Below are 21,368 nucleotides of genomic sequence, written 5' to 3'. Positions count from 1 at the left end.
CGTCAGACGGCGAGCTGGTCATTGCGCTTCAGCCAGCGGAAGTAGAAGGAGGTGAAGACGGTGAGGATCGACAGCAGCAGTACGCCGTACGCGGCGGACTGGGCGAAGTCGCGCGGCTGCTGTCCGAAGCCCAGGTAGTAGGCCCAGGTGACGAGGATCTGGGCGTCGGGCGCGCTGTAGGGGCCGAACAGCAGGAAGATGATGGCGAACTGGTTGAAGGTCCAGATGACGCCGAGCAGCACCACGGTGGAGCTGACCGAGCGCAGACCGGGCAGCGTGACGTACCGGAACCGCTGCCAGGCGTTCGCGCCGTCCATCTCCGCGGCCTCGTAGAGCGCGGAGTCGATGGACTGCAGGCCGCCGAGAAGCGAGAGCATCATGAACGGCACACCGCACCAGGTGTTGACCATGATCGCGGCGAACCGCTGCCAGAAGGTGTCCTCCAGCCACTGCGGCTGGGGCAGGTGCAGATTGCCGAGCACCTGGTTGAGCACGCCGGAGTCGGCGAGCATGATCCGCCAGGAGAAGACCGTGACGAAGGTCGGCACGGCCCAGGGCAGGACCAGCATCAGCCGGTAGAAGGTGCGGCCGCGCAGCTTCTGGTTGAGCATGAGCGCGAGGCCGAGGCCGATGGTGTAGTGCAGGAACACGCAGGCGGCCGTCCAGAAGACGGTCCACAGGAAGTGCGACCAGAACCGGTCGTAGGAGGTGGGGCCGAACAGGATGTCCTGGTAGTTGTCCAGCCCGATGAACTTGTAGGTGGCCTCGATGTGGTTGACGCCGATGGTGCGCGCCGAGTTGAGGCTGTTGGCGTCGGTGAGGGTCAGGTAGAAGCCCCGCACCAGGGGATAGCCCACGAGGCCGCCGAGGACGACGACCACCGGCGCGATCATCGCGTAGGCGTACCAGTACTTCTGGAAGCCGTTCTTCAGGCGCTGCCCCAGCCCGGGCCGAGGCGCGCGGTCACCGCGGCGCCTGCCGGTCGCGCGGTCGATGGCGACTGTCATGGTTCGACACCTTTTGCAAGATCAGGGAGTTGGGCTGGGCACAGGCCGGTGGCCGTCGGAGTCCTCCCCTTCACGGGAGCACTCCGACGGCCACGACGGCTCACTTGCTGAAGTCGGGGACCAGCTTGGCGATCGCGATTTCCGCGTTGCTCAGGCCCTTGTCCAGGGACTCCTTGCCGGCTGCGATCTTGGGCAGCTCGGTGTCGAGCGGGCCCCACAGGGAGCCGTACTCGGGCAGCGCCGGGCGCGGCTGGGCGGCGGGCAGGACGCCCTGGTAGCCCGCGATGCCGGGGTCGGCCTTGACCTCGTCGGTGTAGGCGTCGTCGCGGGTGGGGAGCGTGGAGTTCTTCAGCGCGATGGCCTCCTGGGACTTCGCCGAGGTCATGAAGTTCACGAACTTCAGGGCCGCGTCCTGGTGGGCCTTGTCCGAGCCGGCGTAGACCGAGAGGTTGTGTCCGCCGGTCGGGGCGCCCGCCTTGCCGGAGGAGCCGGCCGGGACGGTGGCGATGCCCAGGTTGGACTTCTCCGTGAACGCGGAGCCCTTGTAGAAGTTCGTGATCTCCCAGGGACCCTGGATGATCGCGGCGACCTTGCCGTTGACGAACGCGTCCTGGATGTGGGCGTAGGCGTCGGCGGTGGTGTCGGCCTTGTGCAGGCCCTTGCCGTCGAACAGGCCGAGCCAGGTGCCGTAGGCCTTCTTGGCGGGCGCCGAGTTCATCGTGATCTTCTTGGCGTCGGCGTCGACGGTGTTGGTGCCCTCGCCGTAGAGGAAGCTCTGGGCGTAGTAGGCCTGGGTGGAGCCCCAGTAGCCGTCGACGCCGGTCTTGTCCTTGATCTTGGCGGCGGCGGACTTCAGCTCGTCCCAGGTCTTGGGGGCCTCGGCGATGCCGGCCTTCTTGAACAGGGCCTTGTTGTAGACCAGGGCCAGGGTGTCGGTGACGAAGGGGACGCCGTAGGTCTTGCCCTCGTACTGGGCCTGCGTGACCAGGCTGGGCTGGAACTTGTCCTGGTCGGCGAGGGCCTCGGTGCCGTCCAGCGGCACGAAGTAGCCCTTCTTGGCGAAGGCCGGGGTCCAGCCGACCTCGGAGCGCAGCACGTCCGGGGCGCCCTTGGAGCCGGCGGCCGTGTCGAACTTGTTCTGGGCCTGGTCGAACTGGACGTTGACGTACTTGACCTTGATGTCCTTGTTGGCCGCTTCGAACTGCTTGACCAGGGCCTGGTACGTCGGTGCCTCGTTGGTGGCGTTGGAGGTGTCCCACCAGGTGATGGTCACCGGACCGTCCGACTTGTCGCCGTTGTCGCTCCCGCCGCACGCCGTCGCCGTGAGGGCGAGGGACGCCACCAGCGCGGTGGCCGCTATGCCACGCCGCATGAGTTCTCCTTGAGGGTTAAGCCCGTGAACAGGTAACGGCCCCGTCCGCCGCCCTGCCGACTTTCCGACCGCGCCATTGCCGCCGCCGGGCGACCGGAAACGTAACAGCGTTGCAAGCCTGGCGAAAGACCTTGCAGAAAAAAAGTGCAAGACACCGCGTCAGTTACCACTTCGTGACCCGCCCCTGCGGGTCCTACGGCCCCGATTTCACGCGGACAGGCGGCCCGTCGGACACTTGTGCAAGACTCTGCAAGCCCTTGCCAGACAGTGGCGGGGGAGGAATCATCCCGTTGCGGACCGGACGCCGAGACCCGGACGTCGACCGGACGCCGACCGAACACGAGGGATCGCGATGACGCAGCAGCCCGCAGCGGGCCGTTCAACGGCTCGCGCCAGGCGCCCCATCGGTGGGCAGGGCGGGGGACGACCGGTACAGTCCGGTCACGTGACCACACGGCTTGCCGACATCGCCGCCCAGGCGGGGGTGAGCGAAGCGACCGTCAGCCGCGTCCTGAACGGGAAGCCCGGCGTCGCCGCCACGACCCGCCAGTCCGTGCTGGCCGCCCTCGACGTCCTCGGCTACGAACGCCCGGTGCGGCTGCGGCAGCGCAGCGAGGGCCTGGTGGGACTGATCACCCCGGAGCTGGAGAACCCGATCTTCCCGGCGCTGGCGCAGGTCATCGGCCAGACGCTGACCCGGCAGGGATACACCCCGGTGCTCGCCACCCAGACCCCCGGCGGGTCCACGGAGGACGAGCTGACCGAGATGCTGGTGGACCGCGGGGTCGCCGGGATCATCTACGTCTCCGGTCTGCACGCGGACACCACGGCCGACATGGAGCGCTACGAGCGCCTGCGCGCCCAGGGCGTGCCCTACGTCCTCGTGGACGGCTTCTCCCCCAAGGTGCAGGCGCCGTTCATCTCCCCCGACGACCGGGCGGCGATGACCCTGGCGGTCACCCACCTCGCCTCCCTGGGGCACACCCGCATCGGCCTGGCCCTCGGTCCGAAGCGCTTCGTCCCGGTGCAGCGCAAGATCGAGGGCTTCGTCCGCGCCATGCGGGACCAGCTCGGCCTGGCCGCGGACGTCGTCGAGTCGGAGCTGGTCCAGCACTCCCTCTACACCCTGGAGGGCGGCCAGGCCGCGGCCACCGCGCTCATCGAACGGGACTGCACGGCGATCGTCTGCGCCAGCGACATGATGGCGCTCGGCGCCATCCGCGCGGCCCGGCAGCGCGGTCTGGAGGTCCCCCGGGACGTCTCCGTGGTGGGCTTCGACGACTCCCCGCTGATCGCCTTCACCGACCCGCCCCTGACGACCATACGCAAGCCGGTGCCGGCGATGGGCCAGGCCGCGGTGCGCACGCTGCTGGAGGAGATCGGCGGGACGCCCGCGCCGCACAGCGAGTTCGTCTTCATGCCGGAGCTGGTGGTGCGCGGCTCGACCGCTTCGGCCCCCGGGGACCGCCCTCGCCCCTGAGGCGGAGAACATGCGAACGGAACCCGACCGGGGGATGATCGGTGGACGAACGCTTTTCTGGCAGACTCTGTGCCTATGGGTGACTCGACCGTGACACGCCGGGAAGGCCGGGAAAAGGCCGTTCCACACCTCGTCACGGACGAGCGGCGCCCCACCGCCCTGGAGCGGCTGCGCACACCCCGCCACCCGCGGCTGTGGTTCGAGATCCTGCTGATCGCGGTGAGTTACTGGACGTACTCGCTGATCCGCAACGCGGTCCCGGAGCAGAAGGCCCAGGCGCTGCGCAACGCGGACTGGATCTGGACCGCCGAGCACCGGCTCGGCATCGCCGTCGAACACGCGGTCAACCACGCCGCGAACTCGGTGACTTGGCTGATCATCGGCATGAACTACTACTACGCGACGCTGCACTTCATGGTCACCATCGGCGTCCTGGTGTGGCTCTACCGCACGCACCCCGGCCGCTACGCGGCGGCCCGGCTCACGCTGTTCGTGACGACGGGCGTGGCCCTGCTCGGCTACTACGTGTACCCGCTGGCGCCCCCGCGCCTGATGACCGGCGGCCGCTTCGTGGACACGGTCCAGGTGCACCACACCTGGGGTTCCATGGCCTCGGGCGACCTGAAGAACATGTCCAACCAGTACGCCGCGATGCCGTCCATGCACATCGGCTGGTCCCTGTGGTGCGGGCTGACCGTCTTCGCCCTGAGCGCGGTCCCGTGGCTGCGCGTCCTCGGGCTGCTCTACCCCGTGGCCACCCTGGTCGTCATCGTCGCCACCGCCAACCACTTCTGGCTCGACGCGGTGGGCGGCGTCCTGTGCCTCTCCTTCGGCTTCACGGCGGTCCGCGTCTGGTACGGGGCGCTGCCGCACGCGCTGCCGCGACTGACGCCGGCGCTGCGGCCGACGGAGGCGTAGGCGCCCGCGGTGGTGTCACCGGGCCGCCGTTGCGCCGAACGGCCGTCTCGCTGAACGGCCGCCGTCCCACTGCGGCCGCTTCACTGCACGGCCGCTTCACTGCACGGCTGCTTCACTGCACGGCTGCTTCCCTGAGCGGCCGCTTCACGCGCCGTAGAACAGCTCCTCCATGACCGACCGGGCCCGGCGGGCCGTCCGCCGGTACGCGTCGAGCATGTCGCCCGCGTGCCCCGGCCCGTAGCCCAGGTACCGCCCCACCGCGGCCAGCTCCCGGGACTCGGTGGGGAACGTGTCCCCGGCCCGCCCCCGGACCAGCATCACCGCGTTGCGCACCCGGGTGGCCAGCACCCACGCCTCGTCGAGCGTCGAGGCGTCCTCCGGGGACACAAGGCCCGCCTCCCGCGCCGCCGCCAGCGCCTCACGCGTGCGCGTGGTCCGCAGCGACGCCTCCCCCGCCGCGTGCCGCATCTGGAGCAGCTGCACGGTCCACTCCACGTCGGAGAGCCCGCCCGGACCCAGTTTGGTGTGCAGCTTGGGATCGGCGCCGCGCGGCAGCCGCTCGGACTCCATCCGGGCCTTCAGCCGCCGGATCTCCCGTACCGCGTCCTCGCGCAGCCCGCCGCGCGGATACCGCAGCGGATCGATCAGCTCGACGAACCGCCGCCCCAGGTCCTCGTCCCCGGCCACCGGCTCGGCCCGCAGCAGCGCCTGCGACTCCCACACCAGCGACCACCGCCGGTAGTACGCCTCGTACGACTTGAGCGTGCGCACCAGCGGCCCGGACTTCCCCTCGGGCCGCAGATCCGCGTCGACCAGCAGCGGCGGATCCGCGCTCGGGACCTGGAGCAGCCGGCGCATCTCGGCGACCACCTTGGCCGCGGCCTCGGCGGCCTCCCGCTCGTCGGCGCCCTCCCACGGCTCGTGCACGAACAGCACGTCCGCGTCCGAGCCGTAGCCCAGCTCGTGCCCGCCGAAGCGTCCCATGCCGATGATCGCGAACCGGGTCGGCAGGGTGTCCCCCCAGCCCTTGCGCACGACCGCCCGCAGGGTGCCGGCCAGCGTCGCCGCCGTCAGGTCGGACACCGCGCCGCCCACCCGGTCCACGAGCGCGCCCTGGTCGGCCTCGGCGGGCCGGGTCTCGGTGCCGTAGGAGCCGACGATGTCGGCGGCGGCCGTACGGAACAGCTCCCGCCGCCGCACGCCGCGCGCCGCCGTGACCCCCTGCTCGGCGGTCTCGGCGCGGCGGACGGCGGCGAGGACCTCCTGCTCGAGCTGGGCGCGCCCGCGCGGTCCGAGGCCGCCCGCGTCGCCGTCGCCCAGCAGGGCCACGGCCTCGGGTGCGCGCATCAGCAGGTCGGGCGCGAGCCGCCCGGCCGACAGCACCCGGGCGAGGTTCTCGGCGGCGGCCCCCTCGTCCCGCAGCAGCCGCAGATACCAGGGGGTCTTGCCGAGCGCGTCCGACACCTTGCGGAAGTTCAGCAGCCCGGCGTCCGGGTCGGCGGAGTCCGCGAACCATCCCAGCAGCACGGGCAGCAGGGTCCGCTGGATGGCCGACTTCCTGGTGACGCCGGACGCCAGCGCCTCCAGGTGCCGCAGCGCGGCGGCCGGGTCGGCGTACCCGAGCGCGACCAGCCGCTCCCGCGCCGCGTCCGGCCTCAACCTGGCCTCGCCCGGCGCGAGTTGGGCGACCGCGTCGAGCAACGGCCGGTAGAACAGCTTCTCGTGCAGCCGGCGTACGACGCTGGTGTGCCGTTTCCACTCGCGGGTCAGCTCGGTGATCGGGTCGCTGCGCAGCCCGAGCGACCGTCCGAGCCGGCGCAGATCGGCCTCGTCCTCGGGAACGAGGTGGGTGCGCCGCAGCCGGAACAGCTGGATGCGGTGCTCCAGGGAGCGCAGGAACCGGTAGGCGTCGTCGAGCTGCACGGCGTCCACGCGGCCGACGTACCCGCCTGCGGCCAGTGCCTGCAACGCGTCCAGGGTGGAGCCGCTGCGCAGCGACGGGTCGGTCCGCCCGTGCACCAACTGAAGGAGCTGCACGGCGAATTCGACGTCCCTGAGGCCGCCGGGGCCGAGTTTCAGCTCGCGCTCGACCTCGGCCACGGGGATGGTCTCGACCACGCGGCGGCGCATCTTCTGCACGTCGGCGACGAAGTTCTCGCGCTCGGCGGCCTGCCAGACCATCGGGGCGAGTGCGGCGATGTACTGGCCGCCGAGCTCCGGGTCGCCGGCCACCGGGCGGGCCTTGAGCAGCGCCTGGAACTCCCAGGTCTTGGCCCACCGCTGGTAGTAGGCGACATGGCTGCTGAGGGTGCGCACCAGCGGCCCGTTGCGGCCCTCGGGCCGCAGGTTGGCGTCGACCGGCCAGATCGAGCCCTCCACGGTCGTCTCGGAGCAGATCCGCATCATGTGCGAGGCGAGCGCGGTCGCGGCGCGCAGGGCCTTGACCTCGTCGGCGCCGTTCACGGCCTCACCGACGAAGATCACGTCGACGTCGGAGACGTAGTTGAGCTCGTGGCCGCCGCACTTGCCCATCGCGATCACCGCGAGCCGGCACAGCGCGTCGTCCTCGGGCGCGGCGGCCCGCGCGATCCGGAGCGCGGCGCGCAGGGTGGCGGTGGCGAGGTCGGCGAGCTCGGCGGCGGTCTCGGCGACATCGGTGGTGCCGCACACGTCGCGGGCGGCGATGGACAGCAGGCAGCGCCGGTAGGCGACGCGCAGCGCGACCGGGTCGCCGGCCTCGGCCAGCCCCTGCTCGAACTCCTCGACCCCCGGGTGCAGGTCGCGCGGCTCGTAGGTGACCAGCGCCCGCCAGTCGCCGGCGTGCCGGGCGAGGTGGTCGCCGAGGGCGGCGGAGGCGCCGAGCACCCCGAGCAGCCGGTCGCGCAGCGGCTTGGCCGCTATCAGGGTGTCGAGCAGCTCGCGGCGGGCCTTGGACTCCGGCTGCGCCTCAAGGAGCCGGACCAGACCGGCCAGCGCGAGGTCGGGGTCGGCGGTGGCGCCCAGCGCCTCCAGCAGCACCGGATCGTCCCTGAGCGGCGCGAGGTCCGGACCGTCCAGCAGCCGCTCGGCGTCCGTGGCATGGATGAAGCCGTGCCGCAGCAGCCGCGTGAAGGTACTGCTCCTGCGCCCCGGCGCCGTCATCCCGGCCTCCCGTCGGATCCAGCCCGTCCTGGCCAGAGCCTATCCGGACTCGGGGACGGGGGCCCTGACGGCGACCCCACCCCGGCGCCCTGAAGGCGTGCGGTTCCCTCGCGTCACCGCGTCTCTGCGGCGCTGGTCTCGTCCTTCTCCGCGGGAGCGCCGAGATCGTAGGTCTCCTCATCGGACACGAAGGGGGTGTCCCAGCCACGGTGCGCCAACGCGATGCGGTGGATGCCTTCGCGGATCATCTCCGCCTCCGACACACCCAGACGGGCGGCGGCCTCCTTGATCAGGAGTAGGTCGCTGTCGTCGACGCGGGCATGGATGCGCTGCGCTTCAGTGCCATGGGGACATGGGGACATGGTGCCGGTGATGCACCAGCGGCAACACACTTGGCCGCGCCCGCAGACCGTGTCACCCGTAGGTGTGTCGGCCGACCTGTTCACATCACTCAGAGTGGCCGCCGTGTCTACCGTCAGGCACATCGCGATACGACGCGTACGACGGAGGGGTCCGGATGTCGGTGGACGGTGAGGCGGTACGGCTCAGGAGCGAGGCGGACGAGCCGGGGTGGGAGGTGGACCCGGACGACGACTGGGGCATCGCGGTCGTCGCCACCGTGGGGCGGCAGCTGAGGCTGCGGCGGGAGGCGGCGGGGATGCGGGCCGGCGAGTTCGCGACGGCGGTCGGGTACGGCGAGGATCTCGTCTACAAGATCGAGGGCGGGAAGCGGATCCCCCGGCCCGAGTACCTGGACAAGGCGGACGAGGTGCTGGGCGCGGGCGGGCTGCTTTCGGCGATGAAGGAGGACGTGAAGCGGGTCCGGTACCCGAAGAAGGTCCGGGACCTGGCCAAGCTGGAGTCCCAGGCGGTCGAGATCGGGCTGTACAGCAACCACAACGTCCACGGCCTCCTGCAGACCGAGGACCACATGCGTGCTCTGTTCGACGTATGGCTCCCGGCCTACTCGGAGGAGGAGACCGAGCGCATGGCAGCCGCACGTCTGGCGCGGCGCGCGATCTTCGAGAGGTCACCGGCGCCGACCCTCAGCTTCGTCCAGGAAGAGGTGACGCTCCGCCGCCCGGTCGGGGGCAGAATGGTGTGGCGCGGGCAACTCGAACGCCTTCTGGAACTGGGTGAGTTGCGCAACGTGTCGATCCAGGTGCTGTTGACCGACAGCCAGGACCACTTCGGGACGGGCGGGCTGATCGAGGTGCTGAAGTTCCCCGACGGCAGTGCCGTTGGACGCTCCGAAGGCGCGTTCAGCGGGCGGCCGGTGACCGATCCCAAGCAGCTGAGGATCCTCGAACTGCGCTATGGCATGATCCGGGCCCAGGCCTTCACCCCCCGGGAGTCGCGGGCCTTCATCGAGCGAATGCTTGGAGAGTCATGATCCGCACCCCCCGAACCCGGCCTGCCTCGGGACCGGCCTGGTTCAAGAGCAGCTACAGCAGCAGCGGGGACGGCAACGACTGCGTAGAAGTCGCCACGACCCCCGCCACCGTCCATGTCCGGGACTCCAAGAACCCCCGAGGCCCCCGCCTCACCCTCGCGCCAGCCGCCTGGACGGACTTCGTGAGCTTCGCGGGCGGGAGCTGACCCCGTCCCGGGACAGCACAGCTAGGGCGTGCCGGTGCCCTGTCGAGCACCCCTCGCGCGCTGGCTCACCCCCATCAGGATGAGGCCGGTCAGCAGGAGCGCGCCGCCGGACAGGAACCCCCACTCCCGGATGTGGGGGTCGAGCGTGTCAGGATCGCTGAGCACCGTCGAGAAGAGCATCTGCCGGCACAGCGCGACGGCAGCCACCAACTGGCCCCAGCCATAGAGGCGAACGCGGCGGACTCGATGCCGGTTCACGGGGAGCACCCAGCCACGCGTGATCCCCGCTACGCCGGAGGCGGCGAAGAGCAACGCCACCAGAACACAAGGTATGACGACATAGAGCCTCATGGTTCCTCCCTGCACACTGGCCCACGCCGAATGCCTTCGGGACCATGTCACCCGAGGAAGGTTGCAGCACCACGCAGTACATGGAGGGGAGGCAAGGGCATCGGGCTGACGGAGGCGATCGATGTCGCCCTGGCCGCAGCTCACCGCACCGAAGTGTTTGCTGGCTGCGCATGGCGCAGTGTTGAGGTGAGCGGCAGGTGTATGCGGGCTTACCAGCATGGTCACTGCAGGATCTCAGCCTCGCGTGCCTTGGCAAGCCAGTCCGGCGGGACCGGTCGAGGACCAGGTAGACGGCCGCTCGCTGCCCCGTCAGGTTGTTCTTCTCCAGGGATATCGCCGCGGTCTTGGTGAGGTCGACCAGGCCGGCGGGGAGCTTGTCGAAGTTCATCGGCGACAGAGGGTCTTGACGCGGCGAGGGTGAGGCGGGCGACGACAGCCTAGAGGCTCGGCTGGACAGCACCGGCCCCTTCCGGGTATGAGAAGGCAGTGTTGGTGCAGGCCGCTGGGGGTCGTGTTCCCGGAAATCGGCAGGGCGGCCTGTCTTCCGAGGTCTCCGTCGCCGCTCAGGTACGCGCTCTACTGCCGCCCTTCGTATGGCGCACGCCGCGCACTTCGTCAGTTTCGCCCGATCCAAAGGTCTTCTTGTGTCTCTTCTTGTCGCGCTGGTTGCCGCCGGCGTCATAGTGCTCGTACTGCTCTTCAGTTCCATACGCACTGTCGACCAGGCGCATGTCGCAGTCGTCACCCTGTTCGGGAAGTACCGCCGGGTCCTGAACCCTGGCCTGAACCTCATCATCCCGATTTTCGAACGCATCCATCGCAAGGTGCCTGTTCAGAACCAGACCTCCCGTCTGCAGTTCTCCGCCATCACGGGCGACCAGGCCGCGGTCCACTTCACGTCGACGATCATCTTCACGGTCTCCGACCATTCCCCGGAGACCGTGCAGCTCGTGGCCTTCAAGTTCATCAACGACAATTCGTTCCACATGGCGATGACCAGCGCCGTCGAGGCGAGTGTGCGGGAGTTCGTGTCGACGAAGAAGCAGGCTGAGGTTCTGGGCCTGCGGTCGGAAATCGTCTCGCACGCGAAGTCGACCCTGGACGAGCAGCTCGCTTCGTGGGGTTACACCCTGGTCGACCTGACGGTGAACGACATCACCTTCGACGCCGAGGTCATGGCGTCGATGTCTCGTGTGGTGGCGGCGAAGAACGCGCAGTCGGCCGCCGAGTTCGAGGGTCAGGCGCTGCTGATCACGCGGACGAAGGAGGCGGAGGCGAACGGTGCCGCGATCCGGATCGCCGCGCAGAACGAGGCGGAGGCCGCACGACTGCGCGGTGAGGGTCTGGCGCAGTTCCGTATGGAGCTGGCGAAGGGCCTGTCCGAGTCCGCGCAGACCCTGACGGATCACGGGGTCGACCCTGGCCTGCTGGCCTTCACGATGTGGACGGAGACGATTCGCGAGTCCGCGAAGGAGGGCGACGGCAACGTGATCTTCCTCGACGGAAGCGTCGAGGGTATGCAGAGCTCGCTGCGCCGCCTCCAGGGCCTGACTCAGGTTGACAAGGCGTAGTCACCGAAGGCGGTTGTTCCGCGCCGTGAGTGCCGCCGCAGTGCCCCATGGGGCACTGCGGCGGTTTTGTGTTCGCGCTGCCCCGCAAAACACAAAAATCGGCCCTCCGGCGGAACGCGCATGGCCGACACGGATCCGTCTGGCTGTACCGAGACGACGGTGCCCGCCGGGTGTCCGTGCGGGCCGGTGGTACAACCGTCTCCGCTCCTCGCAAGTCATGATCTTCATGAACCCAGCCAGACGCACGACCACCGCGGCCGCGACCGCCGTCGTGCTCGCCACCGCCGGCGGCCTGCTCACCATGGCCACGGTGCCCGCCTCCGCCGCGACCACCTGCACCTCCCCGGTGTTCAAGCGGCAGTTCTACGCGAACACCAAGTTCTCCGGTACGCCGAAGAAGACCGACTGCGACTCGGCCGTCGACGAGAGCTGGAGCGGCGCCCCCGTGACCGGCCTCCCGAAGGACAACTTCGGCGTCCGCTGGAGCGTGACCCGCGACTTCGGCTCCGGCGGCCCCTTCTCCTTCAACGCCTCGGGGCTGGACGGCATCCGCGTCCATCTCGACGGCGTCCGCAAGATCGACCTCTGGAAGGACGTCTCGAAGACCGTCTCCAAGAGCGTCAACGTCACCATCCCCTCCGGCAAGCACACCCTCCGCGTCGACTACGTCAACTGGACCGGCAGCGCCAAGGTCAAGTTCACGTACGCGCCGCGCACCGCCGCCACCGTCGACAAGGTCAAGCCGCTGGTGCCGACCGGGACTTCGGTGTCGTACGACCAGGCCACCGGCAAGGCGAAGCTCACCTGGGTGAAGAACAAGGAGATGGACCTCGCCGGATACCGGATCTACCGACGTGGCAACGGCGACTCCTTCCCCCGCCAGCCACTGGCGACGACCACTTCCACGTCGTACACCGACACCTCCCTCCCGAAGTCGGGCGCGACCTTCTACTACGAGTTCCGCGCCTACGACAAGGCGGGCAACGAGTCCACCGGCACTGCCGACCAGCGCGTCATCACAGTGGACCGGCTGGCGCCGACCGTCCGTGATCTGAAGGTCTTCGGCGAGGACTCCCTGACGTGGGTGACCCTCGGGTGGATGTCCGACGAGGGATTGCTGAAGTACGAGCTGCTGAGGTCCAGTTCGCCCGACGGGCCGTTCACGGTGGTACAGAGCAATCTGGGCAACTCGGCGACCGATGAAACCGCCCCGTACGGGGAGACCTCCTACTACAAGGTCGCGGCGACCGACCTGGCGGGCAACACCGGGTACTCGTCGGTGGTGTCGTTCACCCGGCCGCTCGCCGTGCCCTACTTCAACAGGTCGCAGAACCGGCCGGAGGACGGTGGCGGCGTCGACCTGTCCTGGGACGTGTCGCCGTACGCACCGACGGAGTTCCGGGTCCACCGCGAGGAGCACCGCTTCAACGAAGCGACCGGCACGTTCGACGTCGTCGACTCCCGGGTGGTGCCCTGCGCCCCGACGCTCACCGACACCGCGTACGGCACCCGCCACACGTACGCCTGCACCGACACCACGGTCACCCCGAGCCCGTCCGACAGCTACTACGTGTACTGGGTGACCACCGTCGACGCACTCGGGCGGGAGTCGGGGCCGTCCGCCACCCACTTGCGCTCCTACCGTGACAGCACCGCCCCGCCGGCCGTCACCGGGCTCACGGCCACCGCCACCGAGTACGGCACGGTCCTGGACTGGGAGGACAGCCCGGCCGCCGACCTCGCCCAGTACACCGTCTTCCGGAAGAGCACGAAGGAGGACGGCACCGAGCTCACCTGGGTGGGACGGACCGAGCCGGGAACGACCCGTTTCGTCGACACGGAGAACCTCCAGGACGGCGAGACCCTCACGTACTTCGTGGACGCGGTGGACACCTCGAACAACTCCATCCACACCTTGGCCGGCGACCCCTACAGAACGGCGCACACCACCGTCACCGAGCACGACCTGCGGCCCACCGCGGAGACGCCGTCCGGCCGGCTGGTCTCCGCCGAGGCCAAGGCCGGTCCCGCCGCCGGCACGGTCCAGCTCGACTGGAACCCGTCCCCCGCTTACGACCCGACGGACATCACGGGATACCGGGTCTACCGCTGGAACCGGGCCACCGCCGCGTACGAGCCGCTGACCGCGGACCCGGTCACCGGCCTGTCGTACACCGACACCACGGCCACCGTCGGCACCACGCACTTCTACTGGGTGACGGCGCTCCACGCCGACGGCACCGAATCCGCCCCCGGCGACGCCTGGGCCGCCCTGGCTCCTCAGCGGTCCGATTAAGCACTGCGGAGGGTCCCGGAGAACATCTCCGGGACCCTTCGCACACGTGCCTGGTCCTTCCTTGCCCTGGACCTTCTTGAACTCCGCGGCGAGATCACGACGACGCTGGAACAAGACCGCGCCGCTGTACGACGAGATCGTGGGGGCGGGAGTCGGCCGGTAGTCCCTCCTCAGTGGAGTCAGCCCCACCCCGTAGCCGGAGGCTGGCTCCAGAGACCGGCCGGTCGCCCCACGGTAGCTTCCCGTTCCGGGGATTCAGACCCCCGGCCTGAGCGACAAGGCGCCGCCCCCGACGAACCGAAAGCCCTCCATGAACCGCTTCGACATCCGGTCCCGCCTCACCGCCACGCCACGGCGGCAGATCGGCCTTCTGTCCGCTCTGGCTGGAGCGGTCCTCATCGCCTTCTTCCTCGCGCCCAACGCGCTGGCCCGGAGTTCCGTCAACACCGCGAACGTCGGCGATTCCTTCCGCCGCGGATTCGTCGCCTACTGGAGTTCGAGCAGCGAGGACTTCCCCACCCTGTTGAGCACCACGGTCGCCTTCTGGTTCCGTTTCCACCTCGTCAAGGCCGGCGTCTCCGCACTGCTCCTCGCGGTGGCTGTGGCTCTCGGTGTCGTCCTCAGCCGATATCTCCGGCAGTCGGCCGACGGGCGAACCAGCCGGTATCCCCTCGCGCTGCTCAGGTTCTTCGCCGGGGTCCTCGGGCTCTTCGCTCTTGTGGCCCTGCTGGCCAATCTGCAGGGCGCGGCGGCTCCGTTCGCCTCGCTGCTTCCCATGCTGATGAGTGGCAGCGCCGACGGCGAACTCACCGCGACTCTCGGCCAAGTCCAGCAGCAGATCGCCGCCTATCCGGAGGGCCGGCACTCTCCCGCCCTGACTGTCATGATCAGTGACTTCGCCCGCTACCACTCGGTACTGGCCGCAATGGCCGCCGTGGTCGCGCTCGCGATGGCCGGCGCGAGTGTCGTGCTGTGGAGGCGCCTCAGGACGTCGCCCGACGCCCGGTCGAGGCGCGCTGCGGTATTCGGCGCTACCGCCTCAGCGCTCCTGGCGGCCGTTGTGCTCGTCATCGCCTACGCGAACACCACTACCGCGGCACACTCACCCCAAGCGCTCGCCGACTTCTTCGCCGGCGGGTGGTGAGACACGCCCACGGACAGCCCGACGCGTGCGACCCAGCGGATTTACAGCGGGCTCCGTTCACCCCCTGCAGCCCGGAGTTTCCCCTGAAGCTGACGCTGTCGGGGGACGCCCGGGGGAAGCAGTCTCTACACTCGCTGCCGACGGCCCCAACCAGTGCGCGATCGAATTGAGGGCGCCCACCACGGAAGCCCCCGCAGAGGCGAGCACCCCCGCATCCCGCAACCTGTTGGTGAAGGTCTCCGGATCGGTTGCGAGCGCACGGCCCACCGTGTCCAGGGCCGAGGGTGCGGTAGTGAAATCGAGCTCACCCAGCCGGTAACTCAGCGTGGATGCTCGGCCGGACCTCCACGATGGCGTCGGCGTCCTCCTGCTCGCCCTCCTCGTCGCGCCAGAGGTAGACCCGAACGTGCTTCGCCCGGTGAAGACCGCGCACCTTCCACTCGGTCATCAGGTCGGCGACGACGAGGGAAAGGGCGTACTGGGGGCCCTCGCTCGAATCGTCGGCGGTGATCGTGCCCCGCCACCGTTCGGGGTCGCTGCCGTAGGGGCGCCATCCCTCCGAGCCGTGCGGCTCGAACACCCGGTACACCCAGTCCGTCTCGGTGCCCATAGCACCGATCCTGTCACTGCAAGGAGCGCCATGCGCCGCATCGGATCCGCCCTCGCCGACCGCGGGTCGAGCGGCTGCCCAGGGGCGGTTGGACGCTGCGGGGCCGACGGTTCACGATCATCGGCCCCCTCCGCCGAACGGGCGGGAAACCCGCCCTGACCTGCGCCTACAGCACCGGCAGGTGCTTCTTCAGTTCGAACGCCGTGACCTCCGAGCGGTACTCGTGCCACTCCGCGCGCTTGTTGCGGAGGAAGAGGCGCGGGGCGGGAGCGACCTCGCGCGATCAAGGCCAGCCCAGTACAGACCAGTAGCCCGAGGGGTCGCCGTTGGTCGTCGTTGGTCGCTGTGGGCCGCCCTTCGACGGCCCACAGACGGCCCCGCAGGGCGACCCGGCAGATTTACAGCGGGCCCAACCTGCCCCCTCTAACCTGCGGAAACGAGGAGCCAGGCCTTCCGTGGGGGACACCTGGGGGAAGCGCGGCCGCAGGCCCACCGCATGATGTTGAGCCCTTCCCGATGGGCTTCCACCGCCAAAGCCAGTGCAGCCAATCAACCGCTCTGGGGGCCATCTGACTGGTTTCCGAAAGCACCTAGGGCGCCGAGATAGCCACTTAGCACCTCCGTTGGGACCTCATTAACGTCCCCGTCGAGTTGCACTCGGGCTGCACCCACGAAGCGGTCACGCTGCACGTTCAGCCTGTTGACCAGTCGAGGCGTGTACTCGACCAACTCGTGAAGTGGCACGGGATCAGCGTCGCCGCGCTCCCTGACGTACCTGTCATATTGCGCGTAGGCCTCTTCACACTCTTCGATGAGCGTCGTGACCTGTTCCAGTACGCGTTCAGCCTGCGCTGCCATGACTGGTGGCCCTACCATCTCCACCTCAAGCTTTGCCTGGAACAGTCGGCCAAAGGAGTCCGCAACCCCGCTTCCGATGGTTTCCCAGGTCTCAGTCTCCGCCGGGGCGTTGGTGTCGAGCATCCTTTGGCACGCATCCGTCGTCAGAGAGAACTCCTTAAGGAAGGCCATGTACGCGGTACGTCGGGCGTCCAACCGGCGCTGTCGGCGTTGCTCCTCCCTGTCGGCAGAGCGCTCTCTGGACTCTTGCCGACCCTTGAGTAACGTGAACAGGCCTGCGATGGTCGCGCCGCTGAGCGCGGATCCTGCACTGACAAGCGCTACCCCCAGTTGACTCATGCGGGCATCCAAGCATCGGAGCCATGCGCGGTGTAGGCGATTGTGTGCATTCGCAGCCGGGGTGCCCGGGGCCTACTCCCGAGGTCTGCTCGGGGCCCGAGTGAGACCACTTCGGCCGCCCGTAGAGCCCGGCGCGACACGTCCGCCGCTAGCAGGCGATCAGGTACGTCAGAAGCCACACTGATGCCATGTTGGCACCTCAGTTGGTTGCGACATATCAGGGCAAAATGCATCAGCCGTCGTTCGGTGTGCGCTGCCCCCATTGCGCTGATCGCTCATCCTCCGTGACCATGGCTTGGCGAGGGGTGGAGCTGCGAAGTGCGGCAAGGGGGCGCTGGGTGGCGGGATTTCAGAGCGAGGTTTGGCAAGGCCACTTCGCCGAAGGGCTTGTGTGGGCACTCTCTTGCGCCGCGGGGTTGAATCCCGGCAAACGGGCCCTTGATACGGACGGCGTCGACATTCAAATCGGCTTCCCCGGCGCCGTTGGCACGATGCGCTATCCACTTATTGAGGCGCAGGTGAAATCGTGCTGCAATCCCAACTATGTAGGCGACTCATTCTCCTATTCAATTCCGGTCAAGAACTACAACGACTTGATCGGCCGCGTGGGCGTAGACCTGCCTACCAGACGTTATTTGTTCCTGGTGCACACGCCAGCCACGAAGGCCGAGTATGTACTTTCGACTCACACGTCGAGCAATTTTCAGCACGCCATTTACTGGGTCGACATCATGGATCACGACCCGATTGATCCCGAAGCGCAATCCACGAAAAGGGTGCACGTACCGCGTCAGAATCTGCTGACAGTTGAGACTCTGACTCAATTAGTCACGGGAGAGATTTTTCAGAGGAGGGAAGCGGTGTGATGATTGAACCCGGCGGATTTCAATTCACTCAGGCCAGCGATCCACGCCGCATCTCCCTTTATCTAACGACCCATGGATGGATCTCACACGAGGAACCCGGCGGAACTTTGTGGGTCGCTCAGGACGAAGCTTACGAAGTATTCGTCCCTCGCCATCGCCAAATGCGGGGCTACCTTTCCCACGTTGCGACGCTGCTGAAGACGCTGTCTGTCGCCGAAGGACGCAGTGAGGCAAAGATCTCGCTTGAGATCTCCGTCTCAGACGCTGACGTCCATTACATCCACACTGACCCAGACGCGGACCCGGGAACTACTCCAATCGAAGAGGGCGTCAAAGCCTTCGAAAGTCTCCGGCAATGGGTTCTCTCAGGGGCAGTCTTGACCGCCGCACCCCAGGCCCGGGTGGTGCAGCCAGCACGCAAGCCCACCAAGGCACTTGAGTTCATGAGATCTGTCAGGCTTGGCCCCACCTTTGAGGGCAGTTACATCCTCACCGCCTATATTCCCGTACCTGGCCGCGGTGGTCAGACTGAGATCGAAGTGGACGACCCGCTTGTAAGGCAGGCTAGCCAGCCTTTCGAACGATCAGTCTCACTGAAGCTCAGAGAGGCCACTAAGGAAGCACTTTGGGCCGCGAATGAAGTGATTCAAAGCAGCGAGGGAGTTGAGGCATTCACCCGACGAGCCGAATGCGGAGTTAATGCGAACCTCTGCGAGGCGCTAGCAGGGTTCACTACTAAGGAAGGTGGGCAAGCAAAAATCGACGCCACGTGGGCGCTGTCGCGTCCAGTGATACCGACGGCTCCCATCACCTTGAGTAGAGATCAGGTAAGTGTTCTGCGCGATGCGGCGAAGGAAATGCGGGCAGCCGCGCCAGAAGATGACGTTACGGTCGTCGGCGCCGTGGTTAGGCTCCACAGGGAAGGGGCTTTCGGGCCAGGGGAAGTCAGCATTGCTGGCATCATCGAAGACCGAGTCAATGACCGCCTACGTCGCATCTGGCTGGAGTTGGCTGAAGAAGATTACTCTCTAGCCACGCGCGCCCACGACAGCGGAGTCACAGTTGCGGTAACGGGAAGCCTGGAGAAGCGCGGCAACAGGTCCGTACTCCGGAACCCATATAATTTCACTGTCCGCCTCGAGTCTCCTTGATGAAGTTGAGTTAGTTATACCGCGCTGGGAGCACGACGGTTTTCAAGACCGGCCACCGATCGCGCCCGACTAGGCCCGTGACCTCGACGTTTGCAAACAGCGCCAGACTAGCTAGTGGCGTCCTGGTCAGAGAATGGCCAGGACGCCACTCAACTACTTGCTCCCAAATTCCAACCCGTGAGGGGGTTTCCCTCAACACGCTTTCCAACTGTCCGCACGGCCGTACAAGGGTGTTCAAGCCGGTACGCGCAGCATCTCAGGATGGGTGACTGTACGGCGGCGAACGTTGATGCCCGCCAGCGAACTGGACAACGACCAGGACAGCGAGCCACAGCCTTGGTGGGCCGGTGCTGGGCGGTGCCGGTTGATGGACTTCGCTGCTGCACCGCGACCTCAGAGCCTGCTATTTACTGAGCGACACCTTTGCTTCCTCCCGCGGCGATCGGCGCAGGATGACTGCCACAGCACCCGTCGTCGCACTTCCGATGGTCGCCACGGCGGCCCCCGTGTCGGGTTCGACTAGTCCACCAAGGACACTCGCCCCGAGGAGTGCACCGGAGACCGAGGCGCCGGCAGCGAGTAGAAGGCTCCGACGGCGACGCGTGAGCGGTGTCACTGTGCGAAGACGGCGAGCGGCATTACGGTTGAACACGGGTATCGGCCCCTTCTAGGTGCTACACAACTGCCCGGCGGCCCCCTGTGCCATCAGGGGGCCGCAGTCATGTGGAGACATGACTGCGGCCAACGGCCTGTGGGAGCACCACGTTTGGGGTGCTCTGAGCAATTGGCTCACAGACGGGATCCGACCTTCAAGCAACGTGTGCTGCGCCACACTCGGTCATCGCACCGTGACCCCGAAATCGACAGAGCGGTCATATTTCGCATTCCAGACCATCATTCCGGACATTCGCGGCGACCCGCGCCTGGTCTTCACGTGCAGCGACTCTGCATATTGGACAGAATTGTCTCGTCCAATATCACAAATCCGATTCACAGATCAAGTGCAGCAATATCGCCCCTCTTTGACGTGTGGCGAGGATCACTTTTCTGGGGAGCGTTCCAGGTCAGCCCCACCCTAGGGCATCCAAGGATGCCCTAGGGTGGGGCTCTGATTCACGCAGATAAAGCCCTGGGCGGCTGGTAGAAGTTTTGTGACCTCCATCACGGAGGCGGGTTCCGTATTGGTACAAATAGGGATAATTGGTTCGCCGACGTGCGTTCTTGTATGCCGGTGTTGATGTCAGCCCACGTGCTCGGGAGCTGTGGTTTCGTCCGTGAATCCGTGCGCCGCGGGGCCCGTTGCCCGCTGTGCGAGCCACCCTGACACCCTCGGTCCGCCGTTCACGGCGAACCCCTGCTGAACCGTCCGAACGTGCCGGAAACCCTGGCGCAGGTAGTACGCCTGCAAGCCGATGTTCGTCGTCCAGGCGTCCAGGCGAAGCCACTCGGCACCCGCCCGACAGCCACGGTCCCCGGCCCAGTCGAGCAACCGGCCGCCAAGGTTCTGGCCGGCGTGCGTCCGCGCCACGGTCAGCTTGTTGATGAACAGGGAGGGGTCCCGTAGCTCATCTGCGGTCCACAGTCCCTCTTCCGCCACCGGGGTCAACGTGATCGTGGCCGCTGTGGCGTCGCCATCGCGCACCATGAATACCTCTCCCGCCTCGATGGTGGCGAGCAGCTTGTCAGCCGGGTAGGGGCGCTGCCACTGGTCTGTGCCGAGACGAGACAGCCAAGCTGCCGCCTCCTGTCGGAAGGTGAGCAGCTTGGCCAGGTCGTGCGGTTGCGCTGAGCAGATTCTCACTGAGGCTCGTTCTCTTCCCGGCCGGACAGCGTGCCGATCTCGTAGTTCATTTGGTTCAGGTCTCCCCGGAAGGTGGTGACCGTGCACCGGATCGGCTGATCCTCCGAGTAGCCGGTACGCGTCCAGAGCAGCACGGGCACCCCGGCGCCGATCTCCAAGAGGCGTGCCTCTTCGGGGGTCGGCATTCGTGCCGCGATCTCGTCGAAGTAGCCCACCTGCTCGATCCCGTGCGAGGCGAGATAGCGGGTGGTCCCCTCTTCGATGTCACCCGGCTCAGTGAGTCGTGGGGACCGCTCCACAAGCCACCCCGGATACCAGGTGGCTTGCGTCGACCAGGGCACGTCATCGACGTACCGGTGGCAGAACCGCAGAACCGTGGTGGAGCCCACGTCGACCTTCAGCCGCTCCGCGACATCCGCGGATGCCGGGGTCATCTCGACTCGGAATGTCTGATGCGGTCGACGGCCGGCGTTCGTCACGTCCGTGCGGTACGCGTCACCGTTCTGCGGGAAGTCCAAGTTCTCGAACCGGGACGCGTTGAGCTTGAACACCTCGTGTGACCGGACCTCGTAGCCCAACCCCTGGCTGGACGAAACGAGACCCTGGCTGACCAGGAGGCTTAGCCCGTTCCGCACGGTGTTCCTCGAAGCGTCAAAGCGCTTCATCAGTTCGCTCTCCGACGGCAACCGCGCGCCCGGCGCGTACGTGCCGCTGTCGATCTCTCTGCGCAGGACATCGGCCACCTGCCGGTACTTCGGCTGCTTGCTCATGCCCCCATCATGACTCACTCGCTCAACTTGTTGGTACATGTGGGCTCCAATCCCTTGACGGCTCACTCTCTGCTGGTGCAGCATCACTGCATCA

General features: G+C 67.5%; 18 protein-coding genes and 1 pseudogene. 9 read left to right on the top strand and 10 right to left on the bottom strand.

Features of this window, described 5'->3' with window-relative positions; genetic code table 11:
- Positions 1-2: 2 nt before the first annotated feature.
- Both ACIOWN_RS01745 and ACIOWN_RS01740 read right to left on the bottom strand, forming a co-directional pair.
- Positions 3-1,007 carry a sugar ABC transporter permease gene (locus tag ACIOWN_RS01745; protein WP_362347721.1) on the bottom strand — a complete coding sequence of 335 codons (1,005 nt, stop codon included), beginning with the start codon at positions 1,005-1,007 and terminating at the stop codon, positions 3-5.
- 100 nt (positions 1,008-1,107) lie between these two features.
- Entirely contained in the window at positions 1,108-2,379 is a 1,272-nt protein-coding gene (locus tag ACIOWN_RS01740; RefSeq protein WP_401979754.1) for an extracellular solute-binding protein, read from the bottom strand.
- A 445-nt stretch (positions 2,380-2,824) separates the two neighbouring features.
- Between ACIOWN_RS01740 and ACIOWN_RS01735 the strand changes: the two genes are divergently transcribed.
- Both ACIOWN_RS01735 and ACIOWN_RS01730 read left to right on the top strand, forming a co-directional pair.
- Positions 2,825-3,859, top strand: coding sequence for a LacI family DNA-binding transcriptional regulator (locus ACIOWN_RS01735; protein WP_401979751.1), 1,035 nt, complete (start codon positions 2,825-2,827; stop codon positions 3,857-3,859).
- Between the two features lie 75 nt (positions 3,860-3,934).
- A complete protein-coding gene (locus tag ACIOWN_RS01730) occupies positions 3,935-4,777 on the top strand; it encodes a phosphatase PAP2 family protein (protein WP_362347716.1) in 843 nt (280 codons plus the stop codon).
- Positions 4,778-4,921: 144 nt separating this feature from the next.
- Here the strand turns inward: ACIOWN_RS01730 and ACIOWN_RS01725 are convergent, their stop codons facing one another.
- Both ACIOWN_RS01725 and ACIOWN_RS01720 read right to left on the bottom strand, forming a co-directional pair.
- A complete protein-coding gene (locus ACIOWN_RS01725) occupies positions 4,922-7,918 on the bottom strand; it encodes a bifunctional [glutamine synthetase] adenylyltransferase/[glutamine synthetase]-adenylyl-L-tyrosine phosphorylase (RefSeq protein WP_362347714.1) in 2,997 nt (998 codons plus the stop codon).
- Between the two features lie 113 nt (positions 7,919-8,031).
- On the bottom strand, positions 8,032-8,280 hold the full coding sequence (locus ACIOWN_RS01720; RefSeq protein ID WP_362347712.1) for a hypothetical protein: 249 nt from the start codon (positions 8,278-8,280) through the stop codon (positions 8,032-8,034).
- A 155-nt stretch (positions 8,281-8,435) separates the two neighbouring features.
- Between ACIOWN_RS01720 and ACIOWN_RS01715 the strand changes: the two genes are divergently transcribed.
- Positions 8,436-9,311, top strand: a complete 876-nt coding sequence (locus ACIOWN_RS01715) for a helix-turn-helix transcriptional regulator (protein ID WP_362347710.1) — start codon at positions 8,436-8,438, stop codon at positions 9,309-9,311.
- On the top strand, positions 9,308-9,517 hold the full coding sequence (locus tag ACIOWN_RS01710; protein WP_362347708.1) for a DUF397 domain-containing protein: 210 nt from the start codon (positions 9,308-9,310) through the stop codon (positions 9,515-9,517). Before ACIOWN_RS01715 ends, ACIOWN_RS01710 begins: the two co-directional genes overlap by 4 nt.
- Before the next feature lie 21 nt (positions 9,518-9,538).
- On the opposite strand, the gene ACIOWN_RS01705 is transcribed toward ACIOWN_RS01710, so the two are convergent.
- Positions 9,539-9,868, bottom strand: coding sequence for a hypothetical protein (locus tag ACIOWN_RS01705; protein WP_401979746.1), 330 nt, complete (start codon positions 9,866-9,868; stop codon positions 9,539-9,541).
- A gap of 593 nt (positions 9,869-10,461) precedes the next feature.
- Here ACIOWN_RS01705 and ACIOWN_RS01700 point away from each other — a divergent pair.
- The 3 genes from ACIOWN_RS01700 (at position 10,462) to ACIOWN_RS01690 (ending at position 14,879) form a co-directional block, all read left to right on the top strand.
- Complete coding sequence (locus ACIOWN_RS01700; protein ID WP_362347704.1) at positions 10,462-11,439, top strand: SPFH domain-containing protein; 978 nt, start codon at positions 10,462-10,464, stop codon at positions 11,437-11,439.
- A 226-nt stretch (positions 11,440-11,665) separates the two neighbouring features.
- The gene (locus ACIOWN_RS01695) at positions 11,666-13,735 is read left to right on the top strand and encodes a PA14 domain-containing protein (protein WP_401979744.1); all 2,070 of its coding nucleotides are present in this window, start codon (positions 11,666-11,668) and stop codon (positions 13,733-13,735) included.
- Between the two features lie 310 nt (positions 13,736-14,045).
- A complete protein-coding gene (locus tag ACIOWN_RS01690) occupies positions 14,046-14,879 on the top strand; it encodes a tat (twin-arginine translocation) pathway signal sequence (RefSeq protein WP_401979741.1) in 834 nt (277 codons plus the stop codon).
- 304 nt (positions 14,880-15,183) lie between these two features.
- Here the strand turns inward: ACIOWN_RS01690 and ACIOWN_RS01685 are convergent, their stop codons facing one another.
- The 3 genes and pseudogenes from ACIOWN_RS01685 to ACIOWN_RS01675 form a co-directional block, all read right to left on the bottom strand.
- Entirely contained in the window at positions 15,184-15,489 is a 306-nt protein-coding gene (locus ACIOWN_RS01685) for a hypothetical protein (protein ID WP_362347698.1), read from the bottom strand.
- A 166-nt stretch (positions 15,490-15,655) separates the two neighbouring features.
- Positions 15,656-15,742, bottom strand: a pseudogene (locus ACIOWN_RS01680) (glutamine synthetase); the annotation flags it as partial.
- 296 nt (positions 15,743-16,038) lie between these two features.
- Positions 16,039-16,686, bottom strand: coding sequence for a hypothetical protein (locus tag ACIOWN_RS01675; protein WP_401979738.1), 648 nt, complete (start codon positions 16,684-16,686; stop codon positions 16,039-16,041).
- A 188-nt stretch (positions 16,687-16,874) separates the two neighbouring features.
- Here ACIOWN_RS01675 and ACIOWN_RS01670 point away from each other — a divergent pair, with 188 nt between their 5' ends.
- Both ACIOWN_RS01670 and ACIOWN_RS01665 read left to right on the top strand, forming a co-directional pair.
- Positions 16,875-17,552, top strand: coding sequence for a DUF4365 domain-containing protein (locus tag ACIOWN_RS01670; RefSeq protein ID WP_401979735.1), 678 nt, complete (start codon positions 16,875-16,877; stop codon positions 17,550-17,552).
- Positions 17,549-18,703 carry a hypothetical protein gene (locus tag ACIOWN_RS01665; protein WP_401979733.1) on the top strand — a complete coding sequence of 385 codons (1,155 nt, stop codon included), beginning with the start codon at positions 17,549-17,551 and terminating at the stop codon, positions 18,701-18,703. Before ACIOWN_RS01670 ends, ACIOWN_RS01665 begins: the two co-directional genes overlap by 4 nt.
- Positions 18,704-19,943: 1,240 nt before the next feature.
- Here the strand turns inward: ACIOWN_RS01665 and ACIOWN_RS01660 are convergent.
- Together ACIOWN_RS01660 and ACIOWN_RS01655 are read right to left on the bottom strand one after the other, a co-directional pair.
- Entirely contained in the window at positions 19,944-20,504 is a 561-nt protein-coding gene (locus tag ACIOWN_RS01660; RefSeq protein WP_401979731.1) for a GNAT family N-acetyltransferase, read from the bottom strand.
- Positions 20,501-21,274: a GntR family transcriptional regulator gene (locus ACIOWN_RS01655; RefSeq protein WP_401979728.1), complete on the bottom strand. Its 774-nt coding sequence runs from the start codon at positions 21,272-21,274 to the stop codon at positions 20,501-20,503. Before ACIOWN_RS01655 ends, ACIOWN_RS01660 begins: the two co-directional genes overlap by 4 nt.
- Between the last annotated feature and the right edge of the window lie 94 nt (positions 21,275-21,368).

Source organism: Streptomyces sp. NPDC087787 (assembly GCF_044743035.1).
Taxonomy (GTDB): domain Bacteria; phylum Actinomycetota; class Actinomycetes; order Streptomycetales; family Streptomycetaceae; genus Streptomyces.
The sequence above is the reverse complement of the archived record's forward strand: the minus strand, read 5'-3'. Positions and strand labels throughout refer to the sequence as shown.

What these genes read in the sequence shown, in the direction of transcription:
- ACIOWN_RS01745 (WP_362347721.1), bottom strand. Translation starts at nt 1,007, where the DNA reads ATGACAGTCGCCATCGACCGCGCGACCGGCAGGCGCCGCGGTGACCGC.
- ACIOWN_RS01740 (WP_401979754.1), bottom strand. Translation starts at nt 2,379, where the DNA reads ATGCGGCGTGGCATAGCGGCCACCGCGCTGGTGGCGTCCCTCGCCCTC.
- ACIOWN_RS01730 (WP_362347716.1), top strand. Translation starts at nt 3,935, where the DNA reads ATGGGTGACTCGACCGTGACACGCCGGGAAGGCCGGGAAAAGGCCGTT.
- ACIOWN_RS01725 (WP_362347714.1), bottom strand. Translation starts at nt 7,918, where the DNA reads ATGACGGCGCCGGGGCGCAGGAGCAGTACCTTCACGCGGCTGCTGCGG.
- ACIOWN_RS01720 (WP_362347712.1), bottom strand. Translation starts at nt 8,280, where the DNA reads ATGTCCCCATGTCCCCATGGCACTGAAGCGCAGCGCATCCATGCCCGC.
- ACIOWN_RS01715 (WP_362347710.1), top strand. Translation starts at nt 8,436, where the DNA reads ATGTCGGTGGACGGTGAGGCGGTACGGCTCAGGAGCGAGGCGGACGAG.
- ACIOWN_RS01710 (WP_362347708.1), top strand. Translation starts at nt 9,308, where the DNA reads ATGATCCGCACCCCCCGAACCCGGCCTGCCTCGGGACCGGCCTGGTTC.
- ACIOWN_RS01705 (WP_401979746.1), bottom strand. Translation starts at nt 9,868, where the DNA reads ATGAGGCTCTATGTCGTCATACCTTGTGTTCTGGTGGCGTTGCTCTTC.
- ACIOWN_RS01700 (WP_362347704.1), top strand. Translation starts at nt 10,462, where the DNA reads ATGGCGCACGCCGCGCACTTCGTCAGTTTCGCCCGATCCAAAGGTCTT.
- ACIOWN_RS01695 (WP_401979744.1), top strand. Translation starts at nt 11,666, where the DNA reads ATGAACCCAGCCAGACGCACGACCACCGCGGCCGCGACCGCCGTCGTG.
- ACIOWN_RS01690 (WP_401979741.1), top strand. Translation starts at nt 14,046, where the DNA reads ATGAACCGCTTCGACATCCGGTCCCGCCTCACCGCCACGCCACGGCGG.
- ACIOWN_RS01685 (WP_362347698.1), bottom strand. Translation starts at nt 15,489, where the DNA reads ATGGGCACCGAGACGGACTGGGTGTACCGGGTGTTCGAGCCGCACGGC.
- ACIOWN_RS01675 (WP_401979738.1), bottom strand. Translation starts at nt 16,686, where the DNA reads ATGAGTCAACTGGGGGTAGCGCTTGTCAGTGCAGGATCCGCGCTCAGC.
- ACIOWN_RS01670 (WP_401979735.1), top strand. Translation starts at nt 16,875, where the DNA reads ATGTTGGCACCTCAGTTGGTTGCGACATATCAGGGCAAAATGCATCAG.
- ACIOWN_RS01655 (WP_401979728.1), bottom strand. Translation starts at nt 21,274, where the DNA reads ATGAGCAAGCAGCCGAAGTACCGGCAGGTGGCCGATGTCCTGCGCAGA.